This window comes from Bacillus sp. OK048, from assembly GCF_900103525.1.
GTDB lineage: Bacteria > Bacillota > Bacilli > Bacillales > Cytobacillaceae > Neobacillus.
On record NZ_FNHN01000014.1, the window covers coordinates 69,038 to 84,147 of the forward strand.

General features: G+C 39.3%; 8 protein-coding genes, 2 pseudogenes and 1 other annotated feature. Of the genes and pseudogenes, 9 read left to right on the top strand and 1 reads right to left on the bottom strand.

Translation table 11 applies throughout. The annotated features are described in order from the left end of the window. Positions 1 to 172 precede the first annotated feature (172 nt). The 9 genes and pseudogenes from BLR86_RS21255 to BLR86_RS25795 form a co-directional block, all read left to right on the top strand. On the top strand, positions 173 to 925 hold the full coding sequence (locus BLR86_RS21255) for a CPBP family intramembrane glutamic endopeptidase (RefSeq protein ID WP_090766382.1): 753 nt from the start codon (positions 173 to 175) through the stop codon (positions 923 to 925). Between the two features lie 211 nt (positions 926 to 1,136). Continuing rightward, positions 1,137 to 1,304, top strand: a complete 168-nt coding sequence (locus BLR86_RS26510) for a hypothetical protein (protein ID WP_217642415.1) — start codon at positions 1,137 to 1,139, stop codon at positions 1,302 to 1,304. Positions 1,305 to 2,026: 722 nt separating this feature from the next. Next, positions 2,027 to 2,827 (top strand): apurinic/apyrimidinic endonuclease family protein, encoded by an 801-nt coding sequence (locus BLR86_RS21260; RefSeq protein ID WP_090766385.1) that lies wholly within the window; start codon positions 2,027 to 2,029, stop codon positions 2,825 to 2,827. A gap of 173 nt (positions 2,828 to 3,000) precedes the next feature. Beyond that, positions 3,001 to 3,193 (top strand) — a binding site (T-box leader). 49 nt (positions 3,194 to 3,242) lie between these two features. Then, a complete protein-coding gene (gene nhaC, locus BLR86_RS21265; protein ID WP_090766388.1) occupies positions 3,243 to 4,664 on the top strand; it encodes a Na+/H+ antiporter NhaC in 1,422 nt (473 codons plus the stop codon). Then, entirely contained in the window at positions 4,661 to 5,527 is an 867-nt protein-coding gene (locus BLR86_RS21270; RefSeq protein WP_090766391.1) for an MBL fold metallo-hydrolase, read from the top strand. The genes nhaC and BLR86_RS21270 overlap by 4 nt, the downstream gene beginning before the upstream one ends. Before the next feature lie 222 nt (positions 5,528 to 5,749). Further along, a pseudogene (locus BLR86_RS21275) lies at positions 5,750 to 6,762 on the top strand (alpha-galactosidase); the annotation flags it as partial. A 679-nt stretch (positions 6,763 to 7,441) separates the two neighbouring features. Beyond that, positions 7,442 to 9,625, top strand: a complete 2,184-nt coding sequence (locus BLR86_RS21280) for an arylsulfatase (protein ID WP_090766394.1) — start codon at positions 7,442 to 7,444, stop codon at positions 9,623 to 9,625. An 8-nt stretch (positions 9,626 to 9,633) separates the two neighbouring features. Next, positions 9,634 to 10,860 carry an anaerobic sulfatase maturase gene (locus BLR86_RS21285; protein ID WP_175492997.1) on the top strand — a complete coding sequence of 409 codons (1,227 nt, stop codon included), beginning with the start codon at positions 9,634 to 9,636 and terminating at the stop codon, positions 10,858 to 10,860. A gap of 107 nt (positions 10,861 to 10,967) precedes the next feature. Then, positions 10,968 to 11,105, top strand: a pseudogene (locus tag BLR86_RS25795) (MBL fold metallo-hydrolase); the annotation flags it as partial. Positions 11,106 to 11,252: 147 nt separating this feature from the next. Here BLR86_RS25795 and BLR86_RS21290 read toward each other — a convergent pair. Continuing rightward, positions 11,253 to 15,068, bottom strand: coding sequence for a cadherin-like beta sandwich domain-containing protein (locus BLR86_RS21290; RefSeq protein WP_139185682.1), 3,816 nt, complete (start codon positions 15,066 to 15,068; stop codon positions 11,253 to 11,255). Positions 15,069 to 15,110: the final 42 nt, after the last annotated feature.

A 15,110-nucleotide genomic window follows, 5' to 3' on the forward strand; every position in this document is an offset into this window, starting at 1 on the left:
GGTAGAGCAGATTAATAGAGATACCTATGATGGCAATATCCTTCGATGTGGGGATATTGTCTTTTTTAATATATGAGCAGGGGTGTAGTATTTTTTTCATGTTTAAAAAATATAATGGAATAGACAATAACTTTCCCGTCATAATATTTATTTGAAATTAAGGAGGGAACTTGTGTTAGTTAGATTTTTAGGATTATTATTCCTTTGGGGTACAATCATCTTTACTGTCCTACAAAAGAACGACATAATATGGGTCATTTCTGCCTTGTGCTCCATTATTTTCATGCACTTTATATCCAAATGGCTTAGGTTGGGTGGACTGTCCCAATTAGGCTTACAAGTAAAAAAAGGTTGGTTACGTTATTTTCTTTTTGGTTGTTTAATAGGAATAGTCTATCAATTACTTCGATTTAGCGTTATGTACAGTACAGGTACAATTAGGATACAAAACCTATCTGTTGATACGAATGCCCTCATTGTTTCGACTATTATCTTATTGATTTCAACAGCATATATCGGTTTTGCTGAAGAAATAGTATTCCGTGGTTATCTTATAAGCGTGTTACCTTATTCATCCAAGTCTGTTGTTGTCATTAGTGCAATTGTATTTACTCTGGGGCATTTGATAGATGGAAATTCCGATATTTCTAGAATCTACTATCTTTTCTTAGCTGGATTATTTTTTGCTATATGTTATGTCGTGACTCGATCCTTATGGTTTGTGGCAGGAATTCATTGGTTTTGGGATTTTTCATGGTTTTACCTCGGTGCCGATGGCGGAATCTCAAGTTCTAAAATAGTCAACGTAACAATTAATAATGCCATGTCGCCTTATTATGAATGGATGGATGTCGTAATGGTTCTTGGCTTGCTTTTATTTGTGCTATTTTTAACGAGAAAGTCTTTTTTGTTAGAAAAGTCTTGAAAACAAATGAGTCCGACGATTTTAGTTCCGCTCATCAAGATAGTAAAAAAAATAAGCACCTAACAGGGATGGGGGGGAAATCACCCTCCCTTCCTTTATAATCTTACATTAGATTGCAGATGATAGCTTTTTCGCTAAAATACGTATTGAATAATAAAATTTCCAATAAATAGAACGGCAATCAAATAATAGAACAGCTCAAATCGGTGGAGTGGACCCTCAAGTAACCTTTCGCTTTATCACCACAGATGGTACTACCTATGCTGCTAAAGCATCAGGCAACTTGATCAATGAATTATTTGACCTTCAAGGAAAGAAAGTAACACTATCATTGGAAGGTAAGAGAGGTCAACTATTGAACTTAGTATCCCTTCAATAAAATAGATATCGGAATTAAGAGACCAGTTTCAATAAGAAACCGGCCTCTTTTTCTATTTCCTTTGTAAATTTCTATTTTGATATATTGCTAATAAGAACCGTTCACTAAAGAGAGCTATTGGTGACCATAATCTTGTTGGAAATGAAAAAGTGGTAACCAACGAGAGCTATTGGTGACCATAATCTTGTTGGAATTGAAAAAGTGGTAACCAACGAGGGCTATTGGTGACCATAATCTTGCTGGAAATGAAAAAGTGGTAACCAACGAGGGCTATTGGTGACCATAATCTTGTTGGAATTGAAAAAGTGGTAACCAACGAGGGCTATTGGTGACCATAATCTTGCTGGATTTAAAAAAGTGGTAACCAACGAGGGCTATTGGTGACCATAATCTTGTTGAAATTGAAAAAGTGGTAACCAACGAGGGCTATTGGTGACCATAATCTTGCTGGAATAGAAAAAGTGGTCACTAGGAGGAGGCGTTCATAATGACTTTAATCAAAGGAAGAACGAAGTTAGAGGTCAATGTAAGAGAATATAAGATTGTTTAATAGAATAGCTCTGTTAATTTCTATTGTTGATAGAGCTGTTTTCTATCATGTAAGAGCATCCTGGTTTAAAAGTTTACTTTAAGTTAACGAACGTATACTTGTTGATTTGCTATAATAGAAGAAACAATACATTTCTTTCCATTTCAGCAGTTAATGAAAGGGGTAATGTGTAATGCTGAAGTTAGGTTTAAAATGTACGTATGATCCGGAACAATTGTATGATCGATTACGATATAGGCCAGATATTATTGAACTTCATTTACATGAGGACGATTTGTTTAGAGACAAAAGAAAACAATTAGAAAATACCATCTCCATGCTTTTAAGCCTAGGTTATGATGTCTATTTACATCACCCGATAAAATTCAATGGGAGATATTTAAATATTATCCACGAACAGAAAGAAGATTATCTTTTCTATCATTCATCTACTCGGATTCTTGCTGAAATTTGTTTAACCCATTCGATAAAATGCGTTATTCACCCTCACTATTTACCAACTGCCACCTCAGCCATCAATAAAGAAAATAAAGATAAAACGGTCAATGAGATTAAACAAATTTTAACATACGGAAAAGATGTCTTTTTATGGGAGAATTCCATTCATGGTCTATTTACTGCCGAAAACACGAATTGGTTCGAGGAAATCGTCAAGCCGTTACAATTGCCATTAGCCTATGATATTAGCCACGCCTTTATCTCCTTTAAAGGTGATAACTCACTTTTGTTAGAGCAGATAAAAAAATTAGATTCGTATATTCATTATTTCCATGTTGTCGATAGCGAGGGTCAGAAACATGATGGATTGCAGCTAGGAACGGGCTTGATTCAATGGGAACCCATTCTTCCGTTTTTAATGAACAGACCATATATCTATGAAATTGCTCTTAAAGATAAAACGAATGCAGTTGAAATGTATGAAAGCCATCTTTATTTAGTTCGTTTATTAAAGAATCATTCGTGTATGAATTGATAAAATTCATTCCTTTGCCTAGACAACTATAAGGTAAAAGGTTGAACCTTTATAGTGAGCCCCAAAAGAAAAAAAGATTGACTTATGAAGATCTACTCGATTATTATTGTTTTATACTTAACCGCATAAAAGCATAAAAGCATAAAAGCATAAAAGCGTAAAAGCGTAAAAGCGTAAAAGCGTTGAATTATTAAAGTAGCTGTTACCATCATTGAAATCAGAGACCTGTTGGGTGCTGCAAAACAGGCAAGGGGTAAGGTGAATTACAGATAAGGAGCTGTTTTCCGGTTTCGGCCGTTATCTAACAAGCGAGCAGAATTTAATCTGCTAACTAGGGTGGTACCGCGGAGAGCTTCCGTCCCTTTTTGGGATGGGGGCTTTTTTTTATTTCATATTTTTAAAGGAGTAGGTGTAAATGAAAAAGGAACTTTCTATTGGGATGTCGCTAATCCCCATTTTGGCATTGATTGGAGCTGCCGCCTTATCGATTTTTATATGGAAAGCGGGGATGCATGTTCCGTTAATGATTGGTGTCATTGCAGCCGCAGTCGTTTCCATTGCTGCCGGCTGGAGCTGGGATGAGGTCCAGCAGATGATGGTGAAAGGGGTTGAGCGTGCCTTACCTGCCGTTTTTATCTTACTTATTATCGGAATTATTGTAGGAACGTGGATTGCAAGCGGTGTGATCCCAACCATGATTTACTATGGACTTTTCATTATTAAACCCGCTATGTTTGTACCTATTGTGGCATTGGTAACTGGAATTATTTCGATTACATTAGGAAGCTCGTTTACGTCGATTGCGACGATTGGACTCGCTTTTATGGCAATTGGTGAAGGACTCGGTTTCCCTCCTGGGCTTGTAGCAGGGGCTGTCATTTCCGGTGCCTATTTTGGTGATAAATTATCTCCCCTTTCTGATACGACTAACATTGCTCCGGCGATGGCCGAAACCGATTTATTTAGTCATGTGAAGCACATGCTCTGGGACACGATTCCAGCATTCATTCTTTCCATCATTTTATATTGGTTCGTTGGTCAAGCGTCCGCTTCCAATAGCGGTGCAGATACCAATGTGATTGAAGCAATGAAAACAGGCTTGAATGATGTTTTTGTCATCCATCCCTTATTATTATTGATGCCAATCTTAACTATCATTTTAATGATAAAACGGACACCTGCAATCCCGGCTTTAATGACCGTCAGTATTTTAGGCGGATTGCTGGCCATTTTTGTACAGGGAGCAACCGTGACTTCTGTTATTCAAGTGATGACAAATGGATTCCACGTCGAGTCTGGCGTAAAAGCATTGGATTCATTGTTAAATAACGGGGGACTCATGTCCATGCTCGGGACGATTGGGTTGTTAATCCTCGCAACGGCACTCGGGGGAATTCTAGAGGAGACGGGATCTTTTGAGGTATTAACGAAAAAAATGATGTCCAAAGTTCGGTCGACTGGAACCTTAATCAGCACCACGATCCTTTCTACCTTTGTTGTAGCATTTGCCAGTGGGGCACAATTTTTAGCGATTATTTTACCAGCAAGAACATTTGTGAAAAATTATAAACAAATGGGCATTGACACAAAGAACCTTTCAAGATGTGTTGAAGCAGCGGGAACGGTTGGAATCAATCTCGTTCCGTGGAGCGTACCTGCCGTATTTGCTGCGGGTATTCTCGGTGTCAGTCCAGGTGAATTTATTCCGTATGCCTTCTTTGCCTTCCTCGTCCCGCTCATGAATATCTTATTCGGTTTTACTGGCTGGACGATTACAAAGAAAAACTATAGTCATGAAACCAATAATAAGGATGACAAAGGAAGTGTAGCCATATGAGTGAGGTCATATTACGAGTATTAGGAACGGCGCAAGATGCCGGGCTGCCCCATCCAAATTGCTTTTGCAAAAATTGTACGGAAGCAATTAACCATCCACAGTTTAAGCGTCTCGCTGCATCATTAGCGATTATCCTGCCTGATGAAGAGATGTGGCATTTGATTGATGCAACTCCTGATTTGAAAGAGCAAATGGCAAGGCTGCAAATGCAGTACGACCTGAAAGGAAAGATGATGGAGAACATCTTTTTAACACATGCCCATTTGGGACATTACCCAGGTCTTTTATTTTTGGGGCGAGAAGCCATCGGTGCGAGCGGAATCCCCGTGATGGCGGGGAAAAAAATGAAACAGTTATTAGAAGAACAAGCTCCCTGGAGCCAATTAACGAAGCTTGGCAATATCAATATACAAGAAATCCGGGATGGACAAGACATACGTATATCTCCCCTTGTCACCGTTACGCCTGTCAATGTACCGCATCGCAATGAATTTTCTGAGACCTTTGCTTTTTGGATTAAGGGACCGAATAAGAAAGTTCTCTATGTTCCGGATATTGATCGCTGGCATGAGTGGAATTATGACATTCATCGCGTTTGCGAGGAAGCAGACATCTGTTTGCTGGATGGGACTTTTCATTCTGCGAAAGATCTTGAGCATATTGGCCGTGATATTCGTGAAATTCCCCATCCGCTCATGACGGAGACGATGGAGCGGCTGCAAGATTTAACGAAACAGACTGAGATTTATTTTACCCATCTTAATCATTCCAATCCGGCCATTGACAATGATCAAATCATTCGCCAAGAAATCGAGGCAAAAGGATTTAAAATTGCAGAAGAGGAAATGGAAATTAGGTTATAAACTGTGACCATGGGGACCATGAGCACAACTTCATTCTTTTCGGGAAATCAAAAATTTTGCTCCTATCCGATAAAAGAGCAAAGGCACAACTAGCAATTATCACTAGTTGTGCCTTTTTGCGTGCAATACTTCCGATTGTCCCCTATAAGAACAGTCCCCATGACTGTCGTGGCTGTTTCAGAAAAAATCGCGAAGAAAAATGTTGAAATTTCCCAATGTAAGCAAACAATTGTTCTCAATCGAGCTATGAGTGCGAGTGTGGATTTACCTGATAGTAAGTATGAAATGATCCATTTGGCTGGTGCTTGGAGCAGGGAACGTCATGTGAAGACAAGAAAATTGGAACAAGGCATCCAAGGAATTTACAGTATGAAAGGGATCAGCAGTGCGGAACATAATCCATTTATTGCTTTAAAAAGACCCAATACCGATGAATTCAATGGGGAAGTATATGGTTTTAGTTTGATCTATAGCGGAAATCATATTGAACAAGTAGAAGTAGATTCACATAATCAAACAAGAGTGATCTTGGGAATCCATCCGGATACATTTGAATGGCCGCTACATGAGGGCGAAGAGTTTCAAACACCTGAAGCCGTAATGGTTTATTCAGACAGCGGGATGAATAAAATGAGTCAAACGTATCATCGGTTGTATCGGACCAGATTGGTACGAGGTCAATGGAGAGATCAGGTAAGACCGATTCTGATTAACAATTGGGAAGCTACAGATATGGAGTTTACCGAAGAAAAGGTTTTAAGAATTGCAAAGCCAGGAAAAGAATTGGGCATGGAATTATTTGTCTTGGATGATGGCTGGTTGGCAGCCGGGATCATGATAAAGCTGGTTTAGGCGATTGGTATGTGACGAATTTTAACAAATTACCTGATGGCATTACAGGCCTAGCAGACAAAGTAGAAGAAATGGGAATGAAATTTGGGCTTTGGTTTGAACCAGAGATGGTGAATAAGGATAGCGATTTATATCGAAACCATCCTGATTGGATTCTAGCAACACCTGGCCGAAGATCATCTGCTTCTAGAAATCAATATGTACTAGATTTTTCAAGAAGTGAAGTTGTCGATTATATTTATGGGTTAATGGAAAAGGTCTTAAGTGAAGCAAAGATTTCTTATGTAAAATGGGATATGAACCGCAATATTACAGAATGTTATTCTGCATCTAAGACAGCAGAGAATCAAGGAAAGGTATTTCATGAATATATCCTAGGAGTACGTTTAGTTGAGAAGAATTAAATAGTTTTTTGCCGAGGGATTCTAGAGATAGCTTTATTATCAGAGGATATTTAGGTTTAAGTGATCAAGTAGTAAATAAATCAAATGAGCAGCTGTCTTTTTAAAAATGACCACCATCTATTAACGGATGAAACTGATTTTGGGAGAGCAGATTAATAGAGCGTTTCGTATAAACCAGGATGAACCGTACCATAAGTAAGTGAGGTTTTTTCAGAAGTTGGTCAATCTAAGTGCGACAATTCCTTCTGAAACGCTGAGTATGCAGTTTTCCAATTTAAACCTTTCTCATAGAATAAGGTCAACGTCTTATTCGATTCTTTCTGTGATACCTTAGCTAAGCTGGTTCCTTTTGGGACAAACACGAAATAAGCTGTCTATGTTCCAGTGGCATGAAGCAACCGTTCAACTCCCAGTGACCAACCGTTTCTTGTTTTTTTAACCTCTTTTGGGTGTTTTTGAATGGAACTTCTACTATTAAAACGGCCCTTAGCTTCCCTAGTCTTTTGGCGCTTTATGGGTATTTGCTGTCTTTTAGATGTAGCACTTAATATTACAATTCAATTCATAATAAAATTGTCCCTTTCATAAAGTTTTAAATATACATCGTTTGTCTGAAGCCAATGTATATGTGTGGAAAGATGATATAGGAGATGAGAAGATGCCTAAAAGTTTAAACAAGAAGGCTGAGCTTAATGTCATCTATATCGTTCTAGATGATGTAGGTTATTCAGCTTTAGGCTGCTATGGTTCAGAGATTGAAACACCTTATATTAATTCGTTAGCCGAAAATGGACTTAGGTACAATAACTTTACTGTTACTCCTTTGTGTTCTCCTACTCGTGCCTGTTTGCTGACAGGGCGAAACTGTCACTCGGTGGGTGTGGGGATGATTTCGGACATAGATTGGGGACCTGAATATCCTAATAAACGGGGGAGAATTTCAAATTCGGCTGCCACTCTGGCTGAAATATTAAAATCAAATGGGATGGCTACTTATATGGTTGGTAAGTGGCACCTTGTCCCTGGTCATGAAGCTGCTTCAAGCGGCCCCTTTGGAAACTGGCCGCTTTCAAAAGGATTTGAACGGTATTATGGCTTTTTAATAGCGAAAACAGATCAGTATACGCCGGATTTAGTATATGATAATCATCGCGTACAGAAACCTGAAAAATCTAATTATCATTTATCGGAGGACCTTGTTGATAAATCATTAGAGTTTTTGACTGACCACCTCTCTGTTACTCCGGACCGTCCATTTTTCCTATATTTAGCTTTCGGGGCGATGCATGAACCCCATCAGGTACCAAAGGAATACATTGAAAAATATAAGGGTGTTTACGATAAGGGATGGGACCACATAAGGGAAGAGCGCTTTAAGCGTCAAAAGAAGATGGAAATCATTCCATCAAAAACGGAACTTGTTGAACGTAATCCAGGAATTAAATCTTGGGACGACTTAACATCGAAAGAAAAAAAATTGTTTATCAAATTCCAAGAGACGTATTCGGGATTTCTTACTCACACAGACCAGCAAATTGGAAGACTGCTAAATTTTTTAAAATTAAAAAATAAGCTTGAAGATACGATTATTGTTTTACTTTCTGATAATGGAGGGAGCCAGGAAGGAGGATGGAATGGTTCGATTAATGATTCTGCCCATTTTAATGGTATCGAGGAAAGTGTGAATGAAATGTATGAACATTTGGAGGAAATAGGAGGGCATTTGACAAGCCCTAATTATCCTAAAGGATGGTCGCAGGTAAGTAACACGCCTTTTAAATATTATAAACAAAATACATTTTTTGGTGGAACGCATGTCCCCCTCATCATCCAATGTCCTCAAAGGATTTCAGATCCTGGGTCGATACGTTCCCAATTTTATCATGCAATCGATATTACTCCTACTATCCTTGACCTTCTACAAATTGAGGCCCCGTCCATATATGATGGTGTGACACAAATGCCGCTACATGGTGTCAGTATGTTGAATACATTCACAGAGTCACAAGCCCCGTCAAAGAGAAAAACTCAATATTTTGAAATGCTTGGACATCGTGCCATCTGGCAGGATGGGTGGGTAGCTGTCACTTACCATGAAAGAGGTGTACCTTTTGAGGAAGATCACTGGGAACTATACCAAGTAGATCAGGATTTTTCTCAAAAGTATAATTTGGCTGAAAAGTACCCTAAAAAATTAAAAGAGCTTCAACAAATATGGTGGGAGGAAGCGATGAAGTACGACGTGCTGCCTCTAAATGACAATCCATACAGAAAAGGATATTTCGGCTTGCAGGAAGGAAGAACTACCTTCATTTTCTATCCAGGCATGGCTCATTTGCCATCGACTGCCGCACCGATTATAACACGTTCTTCCTATTCAATTAGCATTCCAATCTTCCGTTCTAATCCTGCAGAACAAGGAGTATTAATTGCCCATGGCAATCATTCAAGCGGATATTCCCTCTATATAAAAGATAACTACTTATTCTATGAATATAATTATGTCGGCACAGTTTATCATCTTCAATCGTCGGTGCAAGTACCAATTGGAAATTCAACTATTGAATTTCACTTTAAGCGAGGTCAAGGAACAAGTGGTATGGGCAGTCTTTCGATCAATGGCAAGCTGGTGGGCAAACTTCTTATGCCTCGTACATTGCCATTTGTTATTTCTGTTGAGGGAATGGACATAGGTCGGGATCGATTGTCTGCTGTAAGTGCTAACTACCCAGTGCCAGAATTTCCGTTTAGCGGGCAAATCAAGAAAGCGGTTATTGAACTTTATAGGGAATTTAAGAGAGAAATTTGCATTAATATAAATGGAACGATTCAATATCTTTAAATAGAAAGGTGGCGGTCCATTTGGACAGTTTCCACATTCTAGCTAAGCCGACCGGTCCGCTCTGCAATCTTGATTGCAATTACTGTTTTTACACTGAAAAGGAGGTTTTATATCCGAAAAACCACTCCTTTCAAATGTCTGATGATGTTTTAGAGTCGTATATTAAACAGTATATTGCCTCTCAAAATACCCAAGAAATTGTTTTTGCCTGGCAGGGAGGAGAGCCAACTATAATGGGCTTGGATTTCTTCTCAAAAGCTGTAGCATTGCAAAAAAAGTATGCGAACGGGAAACTAATCACCAATACGATTCAAACGAATGGAACATTATTAAATGATCAATGGTGTGAATTCTTTTCGGCCGAACGTTTCTTAGTAGGGATAAGCATAGATGGACCAGAGCATATTCATGACAAGTACCGGATTGACCGCGGTGGGAAACCTACTTTTGGCTTGGTCATGAAGGGGCTTTCTTTGTTAAAGAAACATGATGTACAATTTAACGTTCTTACCTGTGTTACAAGATATTCCGCTTATAAGCCGATAGAAATTTATCGCTTTTTCAAGCAGCAAGGCATTGAATATATGCAGTTTATCCCCATTGTTGAACGAGAAGTGAATGAAGGAGCAACAAAGTTGTCTCTAAATCATGCAACCCCTCCTTCACTTTTAAAGGAAGAACCCCAACAAACCGTAACCCCTTGGACGGTAGAACCGGAAATGTACGGGGAATTCCTAATTCACATTTTTAATGAGTGGGTTCAGCAGGATGTAGGATCTATTTTTGTCATGAATTTTGAATGGGCATTAGCCTCCTGGGTAGGGATTCCGTCACCTATTTGTATTTTTGCAGAAGAGTGCGGGCAGGCAGTGGTGATGGAACACAATGGAGATTTATATTCTTGTGATCATTATGTTTATCCGGAATATCGATTAGGAAATATAAAAGACGGCCTAGTAAACATAATCAATCTGCCATCACAGCTTGCCTTTGGTCAGAAGAAACGTGACACACTTCCTTCCGTATGCAAAAGCTGCCCTGTTCAATTTGCCTGTCACGGTGAATGCCCGAAACATAGATTTCTAGTTTCCGAAGACAATGAACCAGGATTGAATTATTTATGTGCATCCTATAAAAAATATTTTAACCATATTGATCCTTATATGAAATTAATGAGGCAGTTGCTGCAAGATGGGAGCCCAGCCTCCTTTATTAAAGAAATACTTATGAAATAAAGTATTATTTTATGTTAAAAGGGGGTCTTTACCTCATTATGATTTATCACGGTGAACCGTACCATAAATAGAGGGCGGTTTTTTTACAAGAAGGGTGGCAGCACGTCATGCACTCAATTAACAAAATAGGAAAGAGTTTTTGGTATATCACTCCAATATCGGAAACGGGCCGGCCCATTCTAGGGATGGTGGTTGGTAATAACAAGACATTAATGATTGATGCAGGCAACTCGGAAGACCATGCAATTTCAGGATGGGTCATGGGTAAATGAGGAAATAAAAGGAGAAAAACAGTTAAAAAGTACAAAAGGGAATTCATTCCCCTTTGTACTTTCAGTTAGGTTGATGGCTATGGTGCTAGGCATTTACACAAATCACACAAACACAATTGATTATTGTTTTGCTTTACGTACTCGTTCAACCAACCACATGCTCAATACGATCATTATTAAACCGAAACCAATTAACATCCAAGTAAAATATGGCGTTGCCGTATTCGGTAACTTATTGCCTTCCCCGGTACCCTGTTTGGAAGCACCTTTCGCGTTAACGGTATTTTTCCCAGTATCTTTTGTTGAGTCTTGATCTTTATCCACAGTAGAAGGATTGTCACCAGTTTGATCTTTATCCACAGTAGAAGGATTGTCACCAGTTTGAGCTTTATCCACAGTAGAAGGATTGCCACCAGTTTGATCTTCGTCCACAATAGAAGGATTGTCACCATCCGGATTCTCACCGTTCAGGTCATCCTCCTCATTATTGGTTCCACCGTTACTGTTATCTGTCTCTTCAGGAGGTGCTTCTTGTGTTGTGAAATGAATGGAATACGTTTGCTTTGTATTTCCATCTTCAGCAGTAACCTCGATTATTGCAGTACCTGGTAATGCGTTTACTTGCGTAATTACAATTTTCGCAGTGGGGTCTTCCACTGTTGCAGTGACAATTGGTAGAGTTAATGTTCCTTCTGGTAGTTTCACTTGATATTCAAACAAACCATTATTAAATCCAACTAAGATTTCATCGTTCACTTTTAAATTGCTTACGTTTGCGTTGGAAGATAATTCTGGTGATGCCACCGCTTTTAATCTTGGATAGTCATTTCCTTCCTCCACTTCCCAAATATTATCAAAATCCCAGTCGACATACGTTGATTTTTGCATCAATTCTGCCGTTGTTATGGCCATTCCACAATCATTGTTTGATTTACCATAACCGCACTCTTTAGGTATTTGTCCTGCCGTTTCGATATTCCAGTAAGAGTTGAAAATATCTCCTGTTGTAAGGTCGGCGATGAAGCCTCCAACCATTCCGTTTTCGTTCTTTACTGATACATTACCAGTATAATACGTTTTATCAATGGTAACGGGGATTGAACTGGAACTGCTAAAAAGATTTCCGACAAATCCACCGACCTTATCATTGCCCGTTACATCTGCCTGAACATAGGAATTATAGACACTTACTCCCGTAGATCCAGCGATGCCACCAACATATCTTGATCCACTGATCTGACCAGTAACGAAGCTATTTTTAATAAATCCATTACCACTCATATAGCCTACGATTCCACCAGCGTAGTTTTTCCCGATAATGTTCACATTTGTTAAACCGATGTTTTGGATTAATGAACCCCAAATAGCATAACCAAATAGACTTGCAAAATCTTCATTAGGTCGATTTATCCATAGACCATTAATTACATGTCCTTGACCATCAAATGCACCAGCAAATCTAGTATCATTCTCACCAATCGGTCTCCAACCTTTTCCGTCTTCGTCGCTAAAATTAGTTAAATCGAGATCATTCATTAATACAAAATAAGCATTTCTATCTAAGCGCATGTTGTATAGATCATCTGGTGTTTTAATTTTATATGGATCTGCTACCGTACCTGAACCAGACATAAGTTGATTTGCACGGTTAATCTTGAGTGTGTAAGTTTGAGTAGTGATTTGGTCAGCAGCAGTCACTGTGATAACAATTGTATTAAGTCCTACACTTAAGTTAAGATTACCCCTTACTTCAACTGTAGCCTTATCTTCCATCTTGATGGTCGTAATGTCAGCGTGGGAGATGCTATAAGGTACTGTTACTTCATACAGATCCTTATTAGGTGAAAAACCACTTACTAGCTCGTCATTAATTTTGATCTCAGCTAAATTTGCATTAGACGATGCAGGCGGCACGGATCCGCTTAACAAGGGGTAATCCTTACCTTCATCTATTTGCCAAGTATAAGCAAAGTCCCAATTCGCATAAGTTGCTTTCTTTTTCATTTCAACAGTTGATTTGCCTATTCCACCAGCGCTGGCTGCTTGTCCAGATGTATCAAGATCCCAATAAGAATCATTGGCACTAGCTGAGTTAACGCCGATTAGACCTCCAACATTTGTGCTTCCTGTGACTTTGCCAGTAGAATAAGTATTATTTACGGATGAGGAGGCATTTCCAAACAGTCCTCCGACTTTATCATTACCAGTTACATCAACGCGAGCAAAACTATCGGAGACCGGATTTTGAACATGTCCAGCTAATCCTCCTACATAACTAGCTCCTTTGACAGTACCTGTAGCGTAGCTGTTTTTGATCAATCCACTACCTGAGCTCTGATAGGAGACTAAGGCACCGGTATAATTTTTCCCTACGATATTCACATTTTCCAGTGCAACGTTTTTAATCTTCGCATTTGCACCTGTATAGCCAATGAGAGCATTGTGATCGGTATCAGGTCGATTAATAGTAAGCCCATTAATAATAAATCCATTACCGTCTAACTCACCCAGGAATCGAGTATTGGAACCACCAGTATTATCGATCGGCAGCCAGCCCTTGCCGTCTCCTGCGTCGAAATACGTTAAATCAATATTTGCCCCAAGTTTGTAATGAGCACTTGTATTCTTTCGAATGTTATAAAGGTCCTGAGCCGTCATAATCATATACGGATCATCCTCTGTTCCAGCTCCCTCCATTACTGCACTAGGGTCTGGTTTAAGTACTCTGGATTTAATAGAAAACGTATCAACTACTTCTCCAAAATTACATTGCATTCTTTCTGTACTATGAGAAGGTCCACAAACAAATTCAGCTTTAATTTCATCCTCTTCAAAATCAAGCTTTAATGCGCCCATATGAAGTAAGCGATAAGCAGACCATGGCGGAGGTGTACAGTTTTTAAATCCACACTCTGAACCATCTTCACTGTACAGCACGGATCCGCCTGAGCCTACGAGTACGTGGTGCACACCAAAAGTCTTGGTGGGATCGGTACGCTCGTAATGATGATCATGGGCCATCAGATTTAGAACGAATTTCGGATGTTTCTTCGCTAAATCCTCCATGATTTTGACGAGGTCATCATTACCGCCATGCATACCACTTGAATAGGTCGGTCTATGTCCATAAGTGACAATAAACTTGATATCGTTATTACTTCCCGCGTCTTTCATTATCTTGTCGGCTTCGCTACTCCAATTCTTCCAGGTAGCATTTGAATAAGGTTCGGGATAACCTATAAAACGTGTATTCCCATAATCAAGCCAGTACCAATCTCCAGGAATACCATCCGTAGGTCTACCTGCCAACCCTGGAGAGACTTGTGGATTAGGTAAGTCAAAACGCCCTTTATAATTTGTTAAGTCGTCGGCTGAGCTTTGCCATTCATGATTTCCCCAAATAGGCATATAAGGCGTTCCCATACTCCATTTCATCACATCATTGAAATGAGTGTCTACTGATGGAAGACCATGCTGATCAGCATATGTAAAGTCTCCTAATCCTATAAATAAATCAGGATTCAAAGCAGCAATTAAGTCATTCATTGGTCCAGCTGCAGGATAATTCCTAGTAGATCCAGCATCTCCATCCGTTACGACTGTAAAACCAGAACTTCCTGTAGGAGATGCTGTGCGAAACGTATAATCTTGACCATCATCGATTGTGTAATGGTAAGTTGTATTCGGTTTTAGACCAGTTATTTTCGTCTCGCGAAACACTCCATCTATAGGAGTCCTCGGTTTAACGATTGGCTCCCCAGCTTGGACAACTTGACCATATGCAGTTGTCTCTCCGAATTGGATGCTGTCAGGACCGAAAACCCAATCAAAAGTTACTGAGTCAGGCCCTGTAATCGTATAATGGATCTGTTCGGCCTTCTTTTCTAGTTCACTAGCAGCAGCTGTTTGGGGATCGTAAGGTGGTCCAAATCCCAAAGAGCTAACTAGAAAAATGAGGCACAATGAAATCTTCCTAAA